Origin of the sequence: Herbidospora daliensis (genome assembly GCF_001570585.1) — a bacterium.
Lineage (GTDB): Bacteria > Actinomycetota > Actinomycetes > Streptosporangiales > Streptosporangiaceae > Herbidospora > Herbidospora daliensis.
This window is the reverse complement of the sequence record NZ_BBXF01000007.1, coordinates 377,185-398,375: the sequence shown is the minus strand read 5'-3', so window position 1 is coordinate 398,375 and position 21,191 is coordinate 377,185. Positions and strand designations below refer to the sequence as shown.

The 21,191-nt window shown below is 71.9% G+C and carries 16 protein-coding genes and 1 pseudogene; 13 read left to right on the top strand and 4 right to left on the bottom strand.

Features of this window, described 5'->3' with window-relative positions:
• Positions 1-21: 21 nt before the first annotated feature.
• Complete coding sequence (locus AW274_RS32600; RefSeq protein ID WP_062440581.1) at positions 22-615, bottom strand: TetR/AcrR family transcriptional regulator; 594 nt, start codon at positions 613-615, stop codon at positions 22-24.
• A 99-nt stretch (positions 616-714) separates the two neighbouring features.
• On the opposite strand from AW274_RS32600, the gene glpX reads away from it, so the two are divergent.
• A complete protein-coding gene (glpX, locus tag AW274_RS32595) occupies positions 715-1,767 on the top strand; it encodes a class II fructose-bisphosphatase (protein ID WP_062440579.1) in 1,053 nt (350 codons plus the stop codon).
• On the opposite strand, the gene AW274_RS32590 is transcribed toward glpX, so the two are convergent.
• Complete coding sequence (locus AW274_RS32590; RefSeq protein ID WP_157520848.1) at positions 1,764-2,387, bottom strand: DUF1707 SHOCT-like domain-containing protein; 624 nt, start codon at positions 2,385-2,387, stop codon at positions 1,764-1,766. The genes glpX and AW274_RS32590 overlap by 4 nt on opposite strands.
• 190 nt (positions 2,388-2,577) lie before the next feature.
• Between AW274_RS32590 and AW274_RS32585 the strand changes: the two genes are divergently transcribed.
• The 3 genes from AW274_RS32585 to AW274_RS32575 all read left to right on the top strand — a co-directional run bounded on the left by AW274_RS32585 (position 2,578) and on the right by AW274_RS32575 (position 5,550).
• Complete coding sequence (locus tag AW274_RS32585; protein ID WP_062440576.1) at positions 2,578-3,672, top strand: TolB-like translocation protein; 1,095 nt, start codon at positions 2,578-2,580, stop codon at positions 3,670-3,672.
• 99 nt (positions 3,673-3,771) lie between these two features.
• Positions 3,772-4,320, top strand: a complete 549-nt coding sequence (locus tag AW274_RS32580; RefSeq protein WP_062440573.1) for a hypothetical protein — start codon at positions 3,772-3,774, stop codon at positions 4,318-4,320.
• A gap of 42 nt (positions 4,321-4,362) precedes the next feature.
• On the top strand, positions 4,363-5,550 hold the full coding sequence (locus AW274_RS32575) for an MFS transporter (protein WP_062440569.1): 1,188 nt from the start codon (positions 4,363-4,365) through the stop codon (positions 5,548-5,550).
• Here AW274_RS32575 and pdxR read toward each other — a convergent pair.
• Positions 5,483-6,805 carry a MocR-like pyridoxine biosynthesis transcription factor PdxR gene (gene pdxR / locus AW274_RS32570; RefSeq protein ID WP_062440565.1) on the bottom strand — a complete coding sequence of 441 codons (1,323 nt, stop codon included), beginning with the start codon at positions 6,803-6,805 and terminating at the stop codon, positions 5,483-5,485. The two genes, AW274_RS32575 and pdxR, sit on opposite strands and share 68 nt — an antisense overlap.
• 71 nt (positions 6,806-6,876) lie before the next feature.
• Here pdxR and AW274_RS40760 point away from each other — a divergent pair, with 71 nt between their 5' ends.
• The 9 genes and pseudogenes from AW274_RS40760 (at position 6,877) to AW274_RS32515 (ending at position 19,245) form a co-directional block, all read left to right on the top strand.
• Positions 6,877-7,866: a DMT family transporter gene (locus AW274_RS40760; protein WP_063813770.1), complete on the top strand. Its 990-nt coding sequence runs from the start codon at positions 6,877-6,879 to the stop codon at positions 7,864-7,866.
• Positions 7,867-7,968: 102 nt separating this feature from the next.
• Entirely contained in the window at positions 7,969-9,612 is a 1,644-nt protein-coding gene (locus AW274_RS32560; protein WP_062440562.1) for a fumarate hydratase, read from the top strand.
• Between the two features lie 80 nt (positions 9,613-9,692).
• Positions 9,693-10,859 (top strand): serine/threonine-protein kinase, encoded by a 1,167-nt coding sequence (locus AW274_RS32555; RefSeq protein ID WP_062440559.1) that lies wholly within the window; start codon positions 9,693-9,695, stop codon positions 10,857-10,859.
• A 43-nt stretch (positions 10,860-10,902) separates the two neighbouring features.
• A pseudogene (locus tag AW274_RS43065) lies at positions 10,903-11,622 on the top strand (serine/threonine-protein kinase); the annotation flags it as partial.
• Positions 11,623-13,005: 1,383 nt separating this feature from the next.
• On the top strand, positions 13,006-14,091 hold the full coding sequence (locus AW274_RS42325) for a serine/threonine kinase C-terminal domain-containing protein (RefSeq protein WP_232320583.1): 1,086 nt from the start codon (positions 13,006-13,008) through the stop codon (positions 14,089-14,091).
• A 33-nt stretch (positions 14,092-14,124) separates the two neighbouring features.
• Positions 14,125-15,564: a class II fumarate hydratase gene (locus AW274_RS32530; protein ID WP_083975171.1), complete on the top strand. Its 1,440-nt coding sequence runs from the start codon at positions 14,125-14,127 to the stop codon at positions 15,562-15,564.
• Positions 15,565-15,575: 11 nt separating this feature from the next.
• Positions 15,576-16,340 carry a 3-hydroxybutyrate dehydrogenase gene (locus AW274_RS32525; protein WP_062440541.1) on the top strand — a complete coding sequence of 255 codons (765 nt, stop codon included), beginning with the start codon at positions 15,576-15,578 and terminating at the stop codon, positions 16,338-16,340.
• Positions 16,341-18,200 carry a helix-turn-helix domain-containing protein gene (locus AW274_RS32520; protein WP_062440538.1) on the top strand — a complete coding sequence of 620 codons (1,860 nt, stop codon included), beginning with the start codon at positions 16,341-16,343 and terminating at the stop codon, positions 18,198-18,200.
• A 52-nt stretch (positions 18,201-18,252) separates the two neighbouring features.
• Entirely contained in the window at positions 18,253-19,245 is a 993-nt protein-coding gene (locus tag AW274_RS32515; RefSeq protein ID WP_062440534.1) for an alpha/beta fold hydrolase, read from the top strand.
• Here AW274_RS32515 and AW274_RS32510 read toward each other — a convergent pair.
• Positions 19,242-21,140 (bottom strand): glycosyltransferase family 2 protein, encoded by a 1,899-nt coding sequence (locus tag AW274_RS32510; protein ID WP_062440531.1) that lies wholly within the window; start codon positions 21,138-21,140, stop codon positions 19,242-19,244. The genes AW274_RS32515 and AW274_RS32510 overlap by 4 nt on opposite strands.
• Between the last annotated feature and the right edge of the window lie 51 nt (positions 21,141-21,191).

The window sequence follows — 21,191 nt, the reverse complement described above, 5'->3', positions numbered from 1 at the left end:
TGCCGAGACTACCGGCTCGGGTCAGGGGTTCCTGATCCGGCCGATGATGCCGAGGGCCTGATCGGCCATCAGCCGGGCCGCGTCGAGGTCGGCCGACAGGGTCAGTTCCTGGACGACCGCCGCCAGCGCCCCCGTGATCACCACCACCAGCGCGTCTTCGTGCTCGAAGAGCGAGGCGTTGCGGCGGGCCCAGGTGCGCAGCCGCTCGCGGATGACGACCTCGAACCCGGGCGGCCCGTCGCCCCGCAGGAACAGCGCCGCCAGGTCGCGTTCCTGCACGCAGCCGTCGAGGTAGGCGCGCGCCCCGGCCAGGAACAACCCCATCGGCTCGGTCTCGCCGCCGGTCCGGGCGTCGTGGACGGCCGTCTTGGTGCGCTGGGCCTGCCGGTCCTGGAACTCGTCGAACAGCGCCCGGTAGAGATCGGCCTTGCCGGAGAAGTGGTGGTAGAGGCTGCCGACGCTGGCCCCGGCCCGCTGGACCACCTCGGTGACCCCGGCCTCGGCGAAGCCCTGGGTGATGAACACGTCGCGGGCGGCGTCGAGAAGGGCGACCCGGGTCGCCGCGCCTCTTTCCGAGGTGCCCCGGCCGGTCTCCTTGATGTTGTCGCCGCTCATGCAGGCGAGATTATCGAGGCGGCCGGGTGGTGTGGCACGACTCACGCAGAATCAACGGGCGATACCGGGTAAGGCAGTGTCATACCTCAAGGAGACACGATGAACTCAGACCAGTCCGTACCGCCGCCGCTTGCCACCGACCGCCACGCGCCCGACCGCAACCTGGCCCTCGAACTGGTCAGGGTGACCGAGGCGGCGGCGATGGCCAGCGCCCGCTGGGTCGGCCGTGGTGACAAGAACGGCGCCGACGGCGCGGCGGTCAGCGCGATGCGCCAGTTGATCAACACGGTGTCGATGCGCGGCAAGGTGGTGATCGGCGAGGGCGAGAAGGACCAGGCGCCGATGCTGTTCAACGGCGAGGAGGTCGGCGACGGCACCGGCGCCGAGTGCGACGTCGCGGTCGACCCGATCGACGGCACCCGGTTGTGCGCCCTGGGCATGAACAACGCCATCTCGGTGATCGCGGTGAGCCCCCGGGGGTCCATGTACGACTCCAGCGCCGTCTTCTACATGGAGAAGCTCGTCACCGGCGCCGAGGCGGCCGGCGTGGTCGACATCGAGGCCCCGGTGGCTCACAACGTGGCCGCGGTGGCCAAGGCCAAGGGCGGCAAGGCGTCCGACGTGACCGTGGTCATCCTCGACCGGACGCGGCACGAGACGATCGTGCGGGAGATCCGGGAGACCGGCGCCCGCATCAAGTTCATCACCGACGGCGACGTCGCGGGCGCGATCATGGCCGCCCAGCCGGGCACCGGCATCGACCTGATGCTCGGCGTCGGCGGCACCCCCGAGGGCACCGTCGCGGCGTGCGCGATGAAGTGCCTCGGCGGCGTCATCCAGGGCAAGTTGTGGCCCCAGGACGACGCCGAGCGGCAGCGCGCCCTCGACGCGGGCCTCGACCTGAACCGGGTGCTCACCACCGACGACCTGGTCAGCTCCGACGACGTGTTCTTCGCCGCGACCGGCGTGACCGACGGCGAGCTGATGAACGGCGTGCGCTACCAGGGCGGCCTGCGCAACCGGGGAGGCGTGGCGCACACCCACTCACTGGTCATGCGCGGCCGGTCGGGCACCATAAGGCGGATCGAGAGCGAGCACCAGCTGTGGAAGCTGGGCGCCTACAGCGCGATCAACTTCGACACCGCCCTCTAGCGCCGGCGGCCCTTCTTCGGCGGCTTCGGCGACTTGGCGATCACCCGCCCGCCCCAGACGTACCCGGCCAGTTCGATGACCGGGCAGTCGGGGTCGGCGGGCACCCGGGTCTGGTCTTTGAACTGGCCGATCCGGGCGGCGGGGGCGACCACGATGCGCACCCCCTCGGGCACGGTCATGTTGACCGTGCCGGCCACGACGGCCAGCTGCACCACGATCCGGCGCGACTGGAGCAGCGCCTCGCGCAGGTCGAGGTCGACCTTGCCCCCGATCGAGCTGACCGGGACGGTCGAGGGCACCACCCAGCGCCCGCCGCGTGACTCGTTGCGGAACACGGCCGCGACGGGCCGGCTGTGCAGGGCGAACGGCTGCTGGTCGGGCGGCAGCAGATCCCGCGTGAGCACTGTGAGCTGCCCGAGCGTCTGGGAGCGGTAGGCGGCGTCGACCCGCTCCTCGTGTTCGAGGCGGGACAACCGCCCGTCGGCGGCGGCCTCAGTGAGCACGGCGATGACGTGCTCACGGTCGGCGTCGGAGGCCCGCAGTTCTTCGGGCCGCGGGCCCGACTGTGCATCCCTGGGGGCGACCAGGGCGGCGATCCATTCGCGGAAGTCGCTACTCACCCCTTGAGATTACGGCGTGAGAGCCCGATCCCCACCAGGGACGGACCCCGACATGCAACGGCTCCGGCCCTGACGCGCTCTAAGGGAACATGCGGGAAGACGACCAGTTCGAGAAGTTCGCCGACGGGCGGGCCGCGCGGCCCCGGCGGCTGCGCGGGCAGCTCAAGTCCGACGGGTTCAGGAGGGTCTGATGCGCGACGAGTTCGAAGTGCGCCTGGAATCCGGCCTCCGGCTCCTGGCCGACCGCGCCCCCACCGCCCCGCCCGACCTGCTGGCGCGGGTCCGGGCCCGCCGGCCCCGGCGCTGGTGGAAGGCGCTGGCGGCGTTCGTGACGACGGGCGTGCTCGTGGGGACGGGCGTGATCGTCACCTCGCCGGGCGCGGAATCGGTGGAGCGGCCCCTCCTCATCGAGAAGGCGTTTCCGAAGGCGGTGCACTCGGTTCCCCTGCTGATGCCCGGCCGCCGCCAGTACGACGTCGTCGCGATGATCGACCGGGGGCACGCGCTGATCCGCACCGGCCGGGCCGACCTGACCAACGGGTTGTGGTCCCTCGATCTGGCCAGCGGCCGGGCCAGGCGGCTGGTCGAGGTGTCCACGCCCAAGGGCACGGTGGTCAGCTTCTGGTCGGCCGCGGTGGGCGAGGGCCTCATCGCCTGGTGGACGTCCAGGAAGGTCAAGGGGAAGATGACCACGACCTTCTTCACCGCGCCCGTCACCGGCGGCCCCCAGCGAGTGGTGGCGCAGGCCCCCGGCTCACCGCTCGATCACACGATCTCCGACGGCAAGATCATCTGGACCCGGAGCGGCGCCGGAGGCGCTTACGAGGTGCCGCTGTCGGGCGGCGAGCCGAGGCTGGTCGCGGGCACCGAGGGCATGCACATGGTTCAGTGGCCGTGGGTCGGCAGCCCGCCCTTCCGCCAGCAGAAGCCGGCCGTCGTCCACGGCGAGATCGTCGACGCGCTGACCGGCGAGCGGCGCACCGCGTCGCGGTGGAGGCCGCCCGCCATGTGCTCGGTGACCTGGTGCGTGTCCCGCGACCGGGTCGGGCGGCGTGACGGCACCCGGACAAGGGTGGTGCCGGAGATGCCCATGATCGACCCGCCCGCCCTCGACCGCTTCCTGCTGCCGCGCAGTCCGGGCCAGGGGCTGATCGACCTGGCCACGGGCCGGACCTACGAACTCCGCGCGAGCAACAACCCCGTGCTCGACTACCGCATGAAGACGCTGACCTACGTCAAGGGGGGCCGTCTGATCATCGTCGACCTGGCGGCGATCCCCGGGTGAACCCCTAGTCGCCGCTCCGGGATCTCCGCCGCACGGAGGAGGTCCCGGATCGGCCTTTCCGCCGATTCCCACGGGCTTCACGAGGGCGACGCTGAAGCCATGAATCCCCGCATCGCCTTCATCGGCGCCCCGCTGCTCACCCTCGTCTACGGGGTGATCCGCCTGCTGAGCGAGCACGGTCCCGGTCTCGCCTGGACCACCGGCCACATCGCCTTCCTCGTCGCCCTCGGCCTCTACGGCGTGGTGCTGATCCACCTCGACCGGCACACCCACACCGCCTTCACCGTCGTGGGCTTCGTGGGCCTGGCCGCCTTCGCCGCGCAGTTCGTCATCGACCTCGTGGTGGGCTTCATGGCCGCCGACCGCGCGGAGATGAGCGACCTGTTCGGCCGCGTCTACGACACCCCGGGGCTGGAGACGGCCGTCCAGCAGGTCGGTCCGCCGCTGTTCTACCTCGCCCTGTTCGCCGCCATGACCCACCTCGCGATCCAGCGCCGGACTCCCTTCTGGATCCCGGTCGCCGTGCTGGTGGCCAGCGTGCTCCCGGCGTTCGAGCTCGACCTGCTGCCGGTCTCGGCGGCGATCATCCTGGTGGCTTTCGCGACCGCCGTCCGGGGGATTGTTGACCTGGAGGAGGCCCGCCCCTAGCCTGATCGAAATCTTGAACTTCGCTCATGTTCGGAGGCTCTCGTGCCTCGTGACCGGCAGGCCCGTCTCGCCACGTTCGCGGTGTTCTTCGTGCAGGGCCTCACGTTCTCGACGCTGCTCACCCAGGTCGCGGCGCTGCAGCACAAACACGGCCTCGACGAGGGCGAGCTGACCCTCCTCCTGCTGGTCGTGCCGGTCATCGCGGGCGTGGGCAGCGTCGTCGCGGGCCAGGTGGCCGCCCGATGGGGCAGCCGGTTCATGCTCCTGTACGTCCAGCCGCTGGCCTGCGCCGCCGTCGCGTTCAGCGGGTGGGCGGGCAGCGTGCCGGTCCTCGTGGCGGCGCTGGTGCTGTTCGGGCTGGGCCTGGGCGGGGTCGACGCCGGGATGAACATGCAGGGCACCGCCGTCGAGCGGCGCTACGCCCGGCCCGTGATGACGGGGTTCCACGCGCTCTGGAGCCTGGCGGCGGTGATCGGGGCCGCGTGGGCGTCGAACGCGACGGGGCTCGGCCTCGACCTCGGGCCGGCGTTCACGATCGTGATGGTCCCGGCCGCGGTGATCTCGCTGGCCGCCAACCGGTGGTTGTTCGGCCCGGCCGAGGAGCACGTCGAGACCACCGTGGAGACCGGCCCGGTCGCCATCCCCTGGCGGCCGATCCTGCCGCTGTTCCTGGCGATGGCGTTCCTCTACGTCGGCGACGCGTCGGTGTCGAACTTCGGGTCGGTCTACTTCGACCAGGCGCTGGCCGCCGAGGCGTGGATGGCCCCGTGGGCCCTGGGCGCCTACCAGGCGACGACGTTCCTCGTCCGGGTCGGCGGCGACGCGGCGGTCAGCCGGTTCGGGCCCGCCACTATCGTGCGGGCCGGCGGGCTGGTCGCGGCGCTCGGATTCCTGCTGATCGTGGTCGCGCCCAACGAGGCGACGGCCATCGCCGGGTTCGCGCTGACCGGGGTGGGCCTGTCGGTGGTCGCGCCGCAGTCGTTCTCGGCCGCCGGGCGGCTCGACCCGGCCGGGACCGGGGTGGCCATCGCGCGGGTCAACATGTTCAACTACGTCGGCTTCATCGTCGGGGCCGCGCTGGTCGGCGGCGTCGGCGACGCCGCCGGGTTCCAGGCCGCCTTCCTCGCGCCGCTGATCCTGGCCGCCGGCATCGTGGTGCTGGCTAGGGGCTTCGCATCTCCCGTACGGCTCCCGCGAGCCGATGGCCGGGCCACCGGGCGAACCCCATGACCACCGCCGGGCCGTCGACGTCGACCGGCTCGGCGGCCAGCCCGGCGGCCACCGCCTGAGCGGCGAACGCGCGGGCGTCCCAGTCGGGCGGCAGTTCGGCGAACAGGTGCAGCCCGGCCGAGATGCCGCACACCTTCACCTCGGGGAACCGCTCGGCCAGCGCGCCCACCAGGGCGTCGCGGCGGGCCCGGTATTCGCGCCGCATCCGCCGCAGGTGCCGGTCGTAGGCGCCGGTGGCGATGAAGTGGGCCAGGGTGTACTGGTCGAGCACCGGTGACCCCAGGTCGAACTCGCCCCGGAACCTGCGCAGCTCGGCGGCGAGCGAGGCGGGCGCGACCAGCCAGCCCAGCCGCAGGCCCGGCGCGAGCGCCTTGCTGACGCTGCCGGCCAGCACCACCCGGGCGGGGGCGAGCCCCTGGAGGCAGCCGACGGGTTCGCGGTCGAACCGGAACTCGGCGTCGTAGTCGTCTTCGAGCACGGTCGCGCCGGTCCGGGCCGCCCAGGAGATCAGCTCGGCCCGGCGGCGCGGCGACAGCACCACCCCGGTCGGATAGTGGTGGGCCGGGGTCAGCAGCACCGCCGTGGCGCCGCTGCGGGCCAGTTCGGCGACGTCGATGCCCTCGTCGTCGACCGGGATGCCGACCAGGTCGGCCCCGGCCCGGCGGAGCAGCGGCGTCTGCCGCTCGCTCGTCGGCAACTCGGTGGCCAGCCGCAGCGGCCCGAGCGCCTGGACGACCAGCGACAACCCCTGCGCCACCCCGGTGACCACCACGACGTTCTCGGGCTCGGCCCGCGCCGCCCTGACCCGCCGCAGGTAGGCCGCGAGCTCGCCGCGCAGCTCGGGCACGCCGCCGGGATCGCCGTAGTCGAGCGCGTCGTGCGGCAGCGTGGCCAGCACGTGGCGGTAGGAGGCGCTCCACGCCTGCCGGGGGAACGCCCCCAGGTCGGGCGAGGTCGGCCGGCCGCCGAACTCCCCCGACGCGTCGGCCGGGGAGGCCGGTTCCTCGATCGCGACGGCCGCCACGGTCGTGCCGGCCCCGATCCGCGACTCCAGGAAACCTTCGGCGACGAGCTGCTCGTACGCCTCGACGACCACCCCGCGCGAGACCGCCAGATCGCGCGCCAGATCACGGCTCGCGGGGAGCCGTGTGCCGGCGGGCAGCCGGCCGGTTCGCACCGCCTCGCGGAGTTCGCCGGCCACCTGGCGGGCGAGACCGCCGGCCTGGCGGTCAAGGGAGAGATGCAGGTCGGCCAACGATTGGTCCTCGTTTTACCGGAGGGATTGGACTGATTCTGTGAACCATTTCATTCCTAGCATCCATCGTCATGAGCAAAGGCACGACGGTGGCCGCGGCGGCCGGGGCGATGTTCCTGGTGGGCACTCTCGCCGCGGTGAGTGGCCTGATCAAGGACTATCCCCTCTACGGCGGGCAAACGGTGCGTTACGCCGTCGCCGCCCTGATCATGTTCGTGATCATGAAGATGAGTTCCAGGCCCATGGCCCACCTCACGGTAAAGGATTTCGGGCTCCTGGTCGCACTCGCGCTGACCGGCCTGGTGCTGTTCAACGTCTGCGTGGTCGAGTCGACCAGAGGAGCCGGGCCGGCACTCGTGGGGACCATGCTGGCCACGGTGCCCCTGGTGATGGCGGTGGTGACCACCCGCAGGCCGAGGCCCCGGCTGGTCGTGGCGGCCGGGATCGTGGTGGCCGGGGCGCTGCTGGCGACCGGGCTCGGCGAGGGCGGGGCCGGCGCGCTGTCCTGGGCGCTGGGGGCGGTCGCGTGCGAGGTGTGCTTCTCGCTGCTGGCGCTGCCGCTGCTGCCGAAGCTGGGGGCTGTGGGGGTGACGGCCTGGTCGGTGGCGCTGGCCGTGCCGCTGCTGGCCGTCACGGGGCTGGCCGTCGACGGCGCGGCGTTCCTGCGCGTGCCGACGGTCCCCGAGGCGCTGGGCTTCGCCTATCTCGCCTCGGTGGTGACGTGCGGCGCGTTCTTCCTCTGGTACACGGCGCTCCCGCGCCTCGGGCCCGGCCGCGCCGGGTTGTTCGCCGGGGTGATCCCGGTCGGCGCGATCACAACCGGGACCCTCATCGGGCTGGGCCTTCCCTCGGGCGCCGAACTGGCCGGCGCCGCGATCGTGGTGGGCGGCATCGTGGTCGGACTGCTACCCGATCGGCCAGTGCGGGTGGGGGTCGTCCATGTTCTTGCGGACCGACCGGATCAGCATGAAGACCAGGGCGCCCACGATGACGACGACACCCACGATTCCGATGGCGATGACGAATCCAGCTGCCATGATTCCTCCCGCGTTCAGGTCTGATGTCTAGTTTCTCACTATTTGTCCCTTCGGGCAGGGGTGTCGGGTGGTTGCCGTACAGTCTTTGCAGACTCACACCGGCGTGATCAACGGAGGCTCGACCCCATGCCCGAGTTCAGCTACACCGACCTCCTCCCCCTGGGGGCCGATGAGACGGAATACCGGCTGATCACCTCGGAGGGGGTCAGGGTCGTGGAGGCGGCCGGGCGGCGGTTCCTCGAGGTCGAGCCCGAGGCGCTGCGGTTGCTGACCGAGACGGCGATCCACGACATCTCCCACTACCTGCGCGCCTCCCACCTCGCCCAGCTCCGCAAGATCGTCGACGACCCCGAGTCGAGCGGAAACGACCGCTTCGTCGCCCTCGACCTGCTGAAGAACGCGTCGATCTCGGCCGGCGGCGTGCTCCCCATGTGTCAAGACACCGGCACCGCGATCGTGATGGGCAAGCGCGGCCGCCACGTGCTGACCGACGGCCGCGACGCCGAGCACATCTCGCGGGGCGTCTACGACGCGTACACGGAACTGAACCTCCGCTACTCCCAGATGGCCCCCATCACCATGTGGGAGGAGAAGAACACCGGCTCCAACCTGCCCGCCCAGATCGAGCTCTACGCCGAGGGCGACGACGCCTACAAGCTGCTGTTCATGGCCAAGGGCGGCGGGTCGGCCAACAAGTCGTTCCTCTACCAGGAGACCAAGGCGGTCCTCAACGAGAAGCGCATGCTGGCCTTCCTGGAGGAGAAGATCCGTTCTCTCGGTACGGCCGCCTGTCCGCCCTACCACCTGGCCGTCGTCGTGGGGGGCACCTCCGCCGAGTTCGCCCTGAAGACCGCGAAATACGCCAGCGCCCGCTACCTCGACGCGCTGCCGACCGAGGGTTCGCCCGAGGGCCACGGCTTCCGCGACCTCGAGATGGAGCAGAAGGTCTTCGAGCTCACCCAGAAGCTCGGCATCGGCGCCCAGTTCGGCGGCAAGTACTTCTGCCACGACGTGCGGGTGATCCGGCTGCCCCGCCACGGCGCCTCCTGCCCGGTCGCCATCGCGGTCTCCTGCTCGGCCGACCGCCAGGCGCTCGCCAAGATCACCGCCGAGGGCGTCTTTCTGGAGCAGCTCGAGACCGACCCGGCCCGCTTCCTGCCCGACACCACCGACGAGCACCTCGGCGGCGACGTCGTGAGCGTCGACCTCAGCCGCCCGATGTCCGAGGTGCTGGCCGAGCTCTCGAAATACCCGGTGAAGACCCGCCTGTCGCTGACCGGCCCGCTGGTGGTGGCCCGCGACATCGCCCACGCCAAGATCGGCGAGCTCCTCGACGCCGGCGGCGAGATGCCGCAATACCTGAAGGACCACGCCGTCTACTACGCCGGGCCCGCGAAGACGCCCGAGGGCTACGCCTCCGGCTCGTTCGGCCCCACCACCGCCGGCCGCATGGACTCCTACGTCGAGCGGTTCCAGGCGGCGGGCGGCTCGATGGTCATGCTCGCCAAGGGCAACCGGTCGAAGCAGGTCACCGACGCCTGCAAGTCCTACGGCGGCTTCTACCTCGGCTCGATCGGCGGCCCGGCCGCGCGGCTCGCGCAAGACTGCATCAAGAAGGTCGAAGTCCTGGAATATCCGGAACTCGGCATGGAAGCGGTCTGGAAGATCGACGTGGTCGACTTCCCGGCCTTCATCGTGGTGGACGACAAGGGCAACGACTTCTTCACCGACACAACTGGGCCGATTCTGTCCATCGGACGCCGAACCTGACCGAGTTTGACAAAAGTTCTCGACAACGAATCGGCCCGGTCTCTACAGGCACTCGTACACAAATCGGTAAGCTGCCACCCATGCGTGCGCCGTCCGGATACCAGTTAGCCGCGCGCTACCGGCTCCTCCAGCCGGTAGGCCGCGGCGGCATGGGCACGGTGTGGCGTGCGCGTGACGAGCTTCTCGACCGCGATGTGGCGGTCAAGGAGGTGCGGCTGCCCCTCGTCCTCGACGAGGAACTGCGGGCCGAACTCTGCGCCCGCACCGAACGCGAAGGCCGGGCCACCGCGATGGTCGCCCACCCCTCGGTGATCACCGTCTACGACGTCGTCACCGAAGACGACCGCCCGTGGATCGTCATGGAGCTGCTGAAGGCCCAGTCGCTCGAAGAGCTGGTCAAGGCCCAGGGCCCGCAACACCCCATCAGGGTCGCCGAAATAGGCCGTCAGGTGCTCGGCGCGCTGCGCGCCGTCCACGCGAAGGGCATCCTCCACCGCGACGTGAAGCCCAGCAACGTGCTCGTCACCCACGACCGGGCGGTGCTCACCGACTTCGGACTGGCCGCACTCGAAGGTGACGTTTCCATTACCCAGGCGGGCATCGTCCTGGGCTCCGCCGGTTACATCGCGCCCGAGCGCGTCCTGGGCGACAAGGCTTCCCCCGCCGCCGATCTGTGGTCGCTCGGGGCCACCCTCTACACCGCCGTCGAGGGCCGGGGCCTTCACGGCCGCCGTACGGCCGCCGCCGCGCTGGCCGCCCTCACGAGCGGCGCCCCCATACCGATGGACAACGCCGGCCCGCTGGCCCCGGTGCTCCGCGGCCTGCTGCAGATAGACCCGGCGGTCCGGCTCGACGGCGTACGGGCGGCGTTGATGCTGGCCAGGATCGCCGCGGGCGGAACGGCCGAGGAGCCCATCGCGGTCCACCGCCCCCCGGTCAGGCCGTCGCCGCCGCCCGCGTTCGCGCCGCCGCCCGTCCGCAAGCCGCCCCACCGGGGCCAGCACCGGGCCGACAACCGCCCAGCGGTCCCCCGGCCGCAGAGCCCGCAGGTCTTCCCCCGCGAACCCCACCCGACCGGGGAGTTCCAGGCGGTGCCCGTCCCGGCGCAGCGACGCCGGCCGGCCGAAGGCTCACACCGGAAGCCGGCCACCTACGACGCACCCATCGGCCCGCTGACCCGGAGCTTCTGGAACTTCGTCCGGATAGTGCTGCCCCGGCGGTTCTGGCCGAAGAAATTTCGCAAGTGAACCTAAAGCGTTCCTCAAGGCCTAGGACGCTATCTTTCTAGTCATGCAGAGCAGGCTGCTGGCGGAGCGCTACGAACTGATATCTCCCCTCGGGCGCGGCACGATGGGCACCGTCTGGCGTGCCGTCGACCGGACGCTGGGGCGTGACGTGGCGGTCAAGGAGATCCGCCAGGATCCCGGGCTGACCCAGGACCAGCGCACCGAACTCCGCGAACGCATGATCCGCGAAGGCCGCGCCGCCGCCCGGGTCCACCACCCCTCCGTCGCGACGATCTTCGACGCCATAGAGGTCGGCGGCGTGCCGTGGATCATCATGGAACTCGTCGAGGGCCGCTCCCTCGAACAGGTCGTGGACGAAGACGGCCCCCTCCCACCCCGCCTGGTCGCCGAGATCGGCGCCGACCTGCTGGGCGCGCTGCGCGCCGCCCACGCGTCCGACATCCTGCACCGCGACGTCAAGCCGAGCAACGTGCTGATCACCCACTCGGGGCGAGTGGTTTTGACCGACTTCGGCATCGCGAAGTCCCGCGGCGACTCGGCCCTGACCCAGACCGGAATGGTGATCGGCTCCCCCGGCTACACGGCCCCCGAACGGGCCCGTGGCGACTACACGGGCCCGGAGTCCGACCTGTGGTCCCTGGGCGCGACCCTCTACTTCGCGGTGGAGGCCCGCCCGGCGTACGAACGCCGCTCGATCGCCGAGACGCTCGCGGCGCTGATGACCGAGGTGTGCGACCCGCCCAGGAACGCCGGCCAGCTGCGCCCGGTCCTGGAGGCGATGCTGGAGAAGGACCACACGAAGCGCATCACCGCCGAACGCGCCTCCGTCCTCCTCCGCGCCGTCGCCGACACCCCGACGATGACCCAGTTCCCGGCGGCGGGCGCCCCCAGACCAAGCGGCGGCGCCTTCGCCCCCGACGCGGTCTCGCCCTACGGCGACAGCGGCCGAGACCCGAGCGTGGATCGGCCGTTCGGCGCCCCCAGGCCGGTACTCGGCAGCACGACACCCCCGCAGGACCCGAACCGGACCACGACACCCACCCCTGCCTCGGGGGTCGCGGGCGCGGCTCCGGACACCGGTGGGCAGCCCGGAGCATCCCGACCCGACGGTCCTGAGGCTCCCGTTCCCGGCCGCAGCTATCTCGGAATCGTGCCGTATAACACGAACGTCAGGCCAGGCGCGGGGGCCGGCGACGCGGGCACCACTCCGTCGGGACCGGGCGGACGGGCACAGGAACCCGGCGCGGCCACCCCCGGTCCTGAAATTTCGACATTTGGCGGCCCTGGTGCGAGGGGCCCGCATTCCGGCGCATCAGGTTCCAGCGCACCCGGCTCCAGCGGACCAGGCTCTGGCCAGCCAGGTTCGGAATCAGGCGGCCGCCCGATCGTCCCGGATGCCGAAATTTCCGGATCTGGGGCTGGCGCATCACCAGCAGGCGGAGTCTCAAGCGACTTCGCCGCAGATGTTCATCCGACCTGGGCAGATCCGGAAATTTCGGCATCTGGCTTCGTGAGCTCGCGGTCTCCCGACGCCCCCCGTTCCGCGCATGGGCCAGCAGCAGAACACCAGCGCTCTGCCGGTAGTTCGTATTCAGCAAGTGCTCACCCTGGGGCGAATGCCGAAATTTCCGGACCTGGAGCAGGTCCCGACTCCGTCGGCGCATGGCCTGGGACTGGCGGCTCTGGTTCGGGTGGGGAGCCCCCGCATGCGGGCACCCCGCTCGGCGGTGGTCTTCCCGCTGGCGCAAGCGGCCCCGGCGCGAGGGGCCCACAGGCAGCAGGTCGCAGCCTGGGCGGTCCGGCGGATGGCCCTGAGGCAGGTGCGCCAGGAATAGGCGGCCCAGGTGCCGCAAGTCCGGGTTCCGGTGGACCGGGTGCCGCAGGTCAGGGTGCCGCAGGTCCGTGGGGGCCAGGCCCGGGTTCTGGCGGACCAGGTGCTGGCGGCCCGTTCACGGGTAGGCCAGGCACGAGCGGCCCAGGATCAGGCGGCCGGGGCACCGGAAGTCCGGGGCCTGGTGGCCCAGGTTCGGGCGGCCCAGGTTCCAGCGGTCCGGGCCCAGATGATTTCGGCGTAGGTGGTCCCGGTGTGGGCGGTCCGGGCATGGGTGGTCCCGGCGCGGGCGGTCCCGGCGCCAGTGGTTCGGGCATGGGCGGTCCCGGAGGTGGGCAGTCTGGGGCGCCTGACTTTGAGGACCCCGATGCCACTCGTTTCCGTCGGCCCACCGCTCCCGATGACCAGACCGTCGTCGTAGTCAAGTCCGAACCCCCCGGTCTCGCCGACGATGTCACCGTCGTCCAGGGCCAGCTGCCCGGCCGTCGGGTCTACCCGCCCGACCCCGGTGCCCGGCGTCTAGACGTCGACACCGACGCCACTCCCCCTTCCGCCCTCCCCCTGCCGCCGCACCCCCAGCAGCCCCCGCAGCAGTGGGCTCCCCCGCCCGTCGGCGGTTACCCGCCGCCACAGCAGCCCCCGGCCCAGCCCGGTTTCCCGCAAGGCCAGCCCCACCACCCCGGCGAGCCCGACCCCAACGTCACCCAGGCAGTCCCGCGTGGTCTCGGCACCGACATCTTCTCGATGCAGCGCACCCCGCCCCCTCCGGCCGCGAAGCCGAAGGGCAAGGGCAGGCTGGTTCTGCTGCTGGTGCTGGCGTTCGTCGCGTTCGTGGCGCTGGCCGTGGTCGCCGTCTCGGCGTTCGGGGCCAACTCGGCCACGCCGGTCAAGACCGCGGGGCGGATCATTCCGCCCAGTCCCACTTCGGCCACCTACCCGCCGGAGCCTCCGGCCCCCGCCCCGGCCAAGGGGACCAAGCGCCAGCAGGGCGACGGCTACACCGTCGACATCCCGGCGGGCTTCATTCGTACGGAGAAGGGAACGCAGGTCGCCTTCTCGGCCAAGGGCCGGGCTGTCATCCGGGTGGCCGAGGTTCAGATCACCACCGATCTGCTGAAGTCGATCGAGGCGGCCGAGGCCAAGCAGCCCTATGAGGGCTACGAGCTCATCCGGATCGCGCCGCTGGAGACCTCCCCCTACAAGGGGGCCGACACGGCCGAGTGGGAGTACGCCTACGAGGGCAAGGACGGCCTGGTCCACGTCGTGGCGCGGTGGGTCGACGTGCCCGACGCGGGGGCGTTCGCGATCTACTACGCGGTTCCCGAGGCGCAGTGGGCCAAGTCGAAGAAGCAGCGGGACGCCGTTTTCGCCTCGTTCCGGTTCCAGCGCGACCCCAACTGAATCATCCGCCCGTCTGGGGACAGACTGGGTTGTATGACGCGCATCGAGCATGACTCCATGGGCGAGGTCGAGGTACCCGATCTCGCCAAGTGGCGGGCGCAGACGCAGCGTGCGGTGGAGAACTTCCCGGTCTCGGGACGGGGGCTGGAGCCGGCGCACATCTCCGCGCTGGGCACGGTCAAGGCCGCCGCGGCCGTGGTGAACGCCTCCTACGGCCTGCTGGAGCCCGACATGGCGGCGGTGATCGCCGAGGCGGCCGGTGAGGTGGCGGCGAACAAGTGGGACGAGCACTTCCCCGTCGACGTCTTCCAGACCGGTTCGGGCACCTCGTCGAACATGAACGCCAACGAGGTGATCGCGACGCTGGCCGAGGAGCGGCTGGGGCGGGCGGTGCATCCGAACGACCACGTGAACGCCGCGCAGTCGTCCAACGACGTATTCCCCTCGTCCATCCACGTCGCGGCCGTGATCGAGCTGACGGGGAACCTCACCCCGGCGCTGGAGCACCTGGCGACCGCGCTGGAGTCGAAGTCGGTCGAGTTCGCCGAGGTGGTGAAGTCGGGCCGCACCCATCTCATGGACGCCACCCCGGTCACCCTCGGCCAGGAGTTCGGCGGGTACGCCGCCCAGATCGAGCTCGGCATCGAACGCCTGCAGTCGGCCCTCCCGAGAGTGGCCGAGCTCCCCTTGGGCGGCACGGCCGTCGGCACCGGCGTGAACACCCCCGACCGCGAGTGGGCCGGGAAGGTGATCGCGGAGATCTCGCGTGCCACCGGGTTGCCGTTCACCGAGGCCAGGAACCACTTCGAGGCCCAGGGGGCGCGGGACGCGCTCGTCGAGGCGTCGGGGGTGCTGAAGACGATCGCGGTCTCCCTCAACAAGATCGCCAACGATCTGCGGTGGATGGGGTCGGGGCCGCGTACGGGATTGGGCGAGATCAACCTGCCCGACCTCCAGCCGGGGTCGTCGATCATGCCGGGGAAGGTCAACCCGGTCGTGCCCGAGGCGGTGACGATGGTCGCCGCGCAGGTCGTCGGGAACGACGCGACGATCACGATGGCGGGGGCGTCGGGGTCGTTCGAGCTGAACGTGCAGATGCCGGTGATCGCGCGGAACCTGCTGGAGTCGATCAGGCTGCTCGGGAACGTGTCGCGGCTGCTCGCCGACCGCTGCGTACGGGGGATCACGGCCAACGCCGACCGGCTGCGGGAGTACGCCGAGTCGTCGCCCTCGATCGTCACCCCGCTGAACCGGTACGTCGGCTACGAGGAGGCCGCCCGCATCGCCAAGCAGGCCCTCCAGGAGCGCAGGACCATCCGCGAGGTGGTCGTCCAGCGGGGGCACGTGGCCGACGGCACGCTCACCGAGGAGCAGTTGGACGAGCTCCTCGACGTCCTCCCGATGACCGGCCACATACCGGAAAAGACCGTTATGTCGGATCCCCACATGGGCGGCGGAGAGGCCACCCCGTAGATTCCTGTCGCATGACGGAAGACCTCGCCGGGCGGACGGCCCTGGTGACGGGCGCGGGCAGCGGCATCGGACGGGCGTGCGCGATCAGGCTGGCGGCGGCGGGGGCCCACGTGGTCGTCGCCGACCTGCGGGAGGCCGAGGCGGCCGAGACCGCGGCCATGATCGGAGGCGTCGCGGTCACGGCCGACCTGGCCGATCCGGCCGTCTTCGACGACGGGCCGCTGATGGAGCACGCCGCCCGCGCCGACGTCATCGTCAACAACGCCGGGTTCCAGCACGTCGCGCCCATCGAGGAGTTCCCGCCGGAGGTCTTCTCCCGTCTGATGTCGGTGCAGGTGGAGGCGCCCTTCCGGCTGGTGCGCGCGGCGTTGCCGTACATGAAGAAGAACCGGTTCGGGCGGGTGGTGAACATCTCGTCGGTGCACGGGCTGCGGGCCTCGCCGTTCAAGGTGGCCTACGTGACGGCCAAGCACGCGCTCGAAGGCTTGTCGAAGGTGATCGCGCTCGAAGGCGCGCCCCACGGCATCACCTCGACCTGTGTCTGCCCGGCCTACGTGCGCACCCCGCTCGTCGAGAACCAGATCGCCGCGCAGGCGGAGGCGCACCGGATCTCGCCCGAGGAGGTCGTCGAGCGCATCATGTTGCAACCGGCCGCCGTCAAGCGGCTGGTCGAACCCGAAGAGGTGGCCGAGATGGTCGCCTATCTGTGCGGCCCTGCGGGATCGTTCATCACGGGGGTGTCCATTCCGCTCGACGGAGGCTGGAGCGCGCGATAGATGAACGTCTTCCTGGAACTGCTGGCCAGGGAGGCCTCGGCCGTCGAATTCGAGGGGCCGGTGCTCCAGGCGCGGGCGGCGGGAGCCGACCCGGCCACGCTGGAGGAGCTGGAGCGCGAGAAGGTCGCCGCGTTGCGGATCAGGGCCGTGATGCGCCGCCGGGCCCGCCGCGAGGCGGAGTTGTCGGCGCTGTTCGACACCGCCAAGGACCTCGCGGGCCTGCGTGACATCGACGCCGTCCTGGCCGCCATCGTGCGCCGGGCGCGCGGGCTGCTCGGCACCGACGTGGCCTACCTGACGCTCAACGACGCCCAGAACGGCGACACCTACATGCGGGTCACCGACGGCGTGATCACCGCCCGGTTCCGTTCTGTACGCCTCCCTCTCGGCGCCGGCCTCGGCGGCCTGGTGGCCCAGACCGGCGAGGGGTACGCGACCTCCGACTACTTCGCCGACGAGCGCTTCCGCCACACGACCTCGATCGACGACGCCGTCACCGAAGAGGGCCTGGTGGCGATCCTGGGCGTGCCGCTGCGGCTCGGCGGCCAGGTCATCGGCGTGCTGTTCGCGGCCGACCGGGGCGCGCGGCCGTTCGCGCGGGAGGAGATCGCGTTGTTGTCGTCGCTGGCCGCGCACGCCTCGGTCGCCATCGACACCGCGCGGCTGCTGGAGGAGACCCGGGCCGCGCTGACCGAGCTGAGCGAGGCCAACCGGCTGATCCGCAACCACTCCACGGCCATCGAGCGGGCCGCCGACGCCCACGACCGGATGACCGGCCTGGTGTTGCGGGGCGGCGGCGTCGAGGACGTCGCGGCGGTGGTCACCGAGGTCATCGGCGGCAAGCTGACCGTGCTCGACGGCGCCGGCGAGCCCCTGGTGGGCGATCCGGGCGACGTCGACCCGGCCGTGCCCGACGCGGCGCGCGCCTCGCGGGCGCTGGGCCGCTCGGTGGAGCGCGGCCGGAACCTGATCGCCTCGGTCGACGTGGGCGGTTCGGAGAGTTCGCCGCTCTGCACGCTGGTGCTGCGCACCGCCGGACCGGTGGCCGACACCGACCGGCGCATCCTGGAGCGGGCCGCCCTGGTGACCGCGCTGCTGCTGCTGTTCCGCCGCAGCGTGGCCGACGCCGAGGGCCGGGTGCGCGGCGAGCTGCTCGACGACCTGATCGCCCGGCCCGACCTGGCCGGGCTGCCCGAGCGGGCCCGCCGCCTGGGCCTCGACCTGGCCGAGCCCCACGTGCTGGTGACCGTCGCCCACGACGGGCAGCGGGAGCGGGCCGCGTTCTGGGCGTCGTCGGAGGCGGCCCTCACGGGCGGCCTGGCGACCGCGCGCGGCGACGAGGTGGTGCTGCTGCTCCCGGGCGACAAACCGGGCGTGACGGCCAAACGGCTGGCCGCCGAGCTGTCGGCCAGCCTGGGCCGCCCGGCCACCGCGGGCGCGGCACAGGCGCGTTCCGACGTGGCCGCCGCCTACGAGGAGGCCCGCCGGTGCGCGGCGGCCCTGGTGGCGCTCGGCCGGGCGGGCGACGGCGCGGGCGCGGCCGAGCTCGGCTTCGTCGGCCTGGTCATCGGCGAGGGCCGCGACGTGGCCGGGTTCGTGCGGGGCACGATCGGCGCGGTGGGCGACTACGACGAGAAGAAGGGCACCCAGCTCGTCCAGACTCTGGCCGCCTACTTCGGGTGCGGCGGGCAACTGACCAAGACGGCCGAGGCCCTGCACATCCACGTCAACACGGTCACCCAGCGGCTCGACCGGATCAGGCGGCTGCTCGGCGACGACTGGCAGGAGCCGGAACGGGCGCTGGAGATCCAGCTCGCGCTACGGCTCGGTAGCGCCTTCCGCCACCCGGGCGGCCGGTGATGTGTGCGGTACGCCCATGGTTGTGATGGGCGTCACTCCTTAGGTTGTGAGCATGAAAATGGAACGAATCGGCACCGCGAGGTTGACGCAGAACGTCCGGTCGGTGCCCGGCGCCGAGGGCGAAGCGGTGCTGTTCGTGCACGGGAACGTGTCGTCGGGCGCCTTCTGGGAGGACACCCTCACGGCGTTCGCCGCCACCCACCGGCCGCTCGCGGTCGACCTGCGCGGCTTCGGCGACACCGACCCCGAGCCGGTCGACGCCTCGCGCGGGGTGCGCGACTACAGCGACGACGTGCTGGCGCTGCTCGACGCGCTGGAGATCGACCGGGTCCACCTGGTCGGCTGGAGCCTGGGCGGCGGCGTGGTGCTCCAGGCGCTGATGGACCGGCCCTCGGTGGTGGCGAGCGTGACGCTGGTCAACCCGGTCTCGCCCTACGGCTTCGGCGGCACCCACGACGTCGCGGGCACGGTCACCCACGCCGACCACGCGGGCAGCGGCGCCGGCGGCGCCAACCCCGACTTCGTGTCGGCCCTGGCCAACGGCGACACCGGCGACGGCCCGGTGACGCCGCTGCGGGTCTTCCGCACGACGTACGTGAAGAACCCGGTGCCCGGCGAGGACCGCTGGGTGGCCTCGATGCTGACCACCCGCATCGGCGACGACCACTACCCGGGCGACGCGGCCCCCTCGGAGAACTGGCCCGGCGTCGGGCCCGGCACCCGGGGCGTGCTGAACACCCTGTCGCCCGCGCACTTCCGCATCGACCTGAGCGGCGTCGACCCCAAGCCGCCGATCCTGTGGCTGCGCGGCGCCGACGACGTGATCGTCTCGGACGCCTCGCTGTTCGACCTGGCCCACCTGGGCGCCCTCGGCGCGATCCCGGGCTCCCCCGGCACCCCGGCCCAGCCGATGATCGGCCAGACCAGGGCGTTCCTGGAGGCGTACGGGAACCACACCGAGGTCGTCATCGACGACTGCGGCCACAGCCCGCACATCGAGAAGCCCGAGGAGTTCCGCGAGGCGCTGCGGAAACACCTCGGTTAGAGCATCCCGTACCGGCGCTTGAGGGTGTCGGTCATGCGCTTCCATCCGGTGGGCGGGCGCGGGGTCTCCAGGGGCCGCACGACCGCCTTGCCGCGCTGGGTCTCCACGGCGAAGCGGAGGTCGACCAGGCTGCCGTCCATGCGCAGCTTGGGCCGCCAGACCCCCCGGGTGAGGCCGCCGCGCCCGGCGGGCAGCTTGGCGATGAGCTGGCCGGCGAACTTGCCCGGCTCGCCCGGTTCGATGAGGGCGGGCGCCACGACCGTCTTGCCGCCGACCCGGCGCAGCACCAGCTCGGCCGCCGGGCCGCCGTTGGGCGGCACGTAGGGCACCGGGACCGACACGAACACCGCGCCGTCGTGGGCCGAGACGGTGGCCTCCTGGGAGACCAGGGCGATCGACTCGGCGAACGAGCGGGGCTCGACGCAGACGCTCAGCTCGCCCCGGTCCGACCAGCACGGGACCACGAGCCGCCGGGGGTACTCGGCCATCATCCCGGCCGAGGTGAAACCCCGGTCGGGGCGCATGACCCGGGTGCGCGCCGGGTTCACGCCGCGCATGCGCACGTGCACCTCCCACACGCCCGGGTCGAGCGGGCGGCCGAAGGCGGCGGTGGCGACGTCGAACCGGGCGTCGCCGGAGGCGCGCAGCCGCACGCCGCCGTCGACGGGCAGCCGCTTCAGCTCGCCGGTGACCGGCAGGAAGTGCATCTCACCGGTCTCCGAGTGGCGGACGTACACCTCCATCCGCACCTCTTCGGCGGCGTCGGTGATCTCGCGCAGCGCGGGGTCGAGCCGGTCGACCCGCGACGGCGGCACCCACCAGACCCGGTCGCCGTCGGCCGCGAACACCATCGGCGTGCCGTCGGCGGCGACCAGCTCGGCGGCCAGGGTGAGCGACAACACGTGGCCCTCCCAGCGCAGGTCCCCCAGCTCGGCGTCGAGCCGGGTCCCCTGGGCCGCGGCGGCCAGGTCGACGATCCCCTTGACGTCGCCGGTACGCAGCAGCGCCGCCCTGGCCCTCAGGTGGACCGGCAGATGGGTGTCGAGGGTCTCGGGGAACCTGGTGGCGGTGATGGCCTTGAGATGGCCGTACAGGAGCTCCTGGCGCTCGGCCGGCAGGCCGAGGAACGGCGGGCCGAGGCGGCGCAGGGCGACGCTGCGGAAGAAGTGGGCGGCGATGCGGTCGCGCTGCGCGCCCGGCTCGGTCTGGGCCTCGACGATGTCCATGATCGCGCTCAGCCCGGCGACGAGGTCCCAGTCCCCCGGCTCGGGCTCGCCCGGCGGCGCGACGTGGCAGACCACGTGCCCGGCCGCCACCGCGATCACCTTGGCCGACAGGTAGGCCCGCAGCACGAACGCCTGCTCCGACAGCGCCCGGTCGGCGAACCGGAGCTGGTGGGTCTCCAGGAACTCGCGCCGGAACAGCTTGTGCGCGGTCACGGCGGTGAGCAGCCGGTCGCGGAGCAGGTCGGCCCGGTCGCGGTCGCGGGTGAACGCGGCGGCCACCGGCCCGTCGCCGCTCAGCCGCCCGACCAGCACGTCGGCCTCGGTCTCCTTGGCCCGCTCGAACAGCCGCCGCAGCGCGCCCGGCTCCAGCCGGTCGTGCGCGTTCATCAGGAACACGAACTCGCCCAGCGCCACCGACAGCGCGGCGTTGCGGCCCCGGGCCGGATCGCCGGTGCGGTCGAGGTGCAGCACCCGCACGTTCGACCGTGTGGCCGCGAGGGCGTCGAGGCGCTTACGGGTCCCGTCGGTCGACCCGTCGTCGGCGAAGATCACTTCGTACTCGTCCGGCGGGAGCTCCAGCAACGAGCGCACGCACGCGTCGAACGAGTCGCTGGCGGGCCCGGCATTTCCGACAGGGACCGCGACGGAGACTTTCAGCCCTTGGCGCATCCCCCCAGCGTGCGGGGGATGCGCCAAACCGCTGATCAGCCTTGCCGAAGG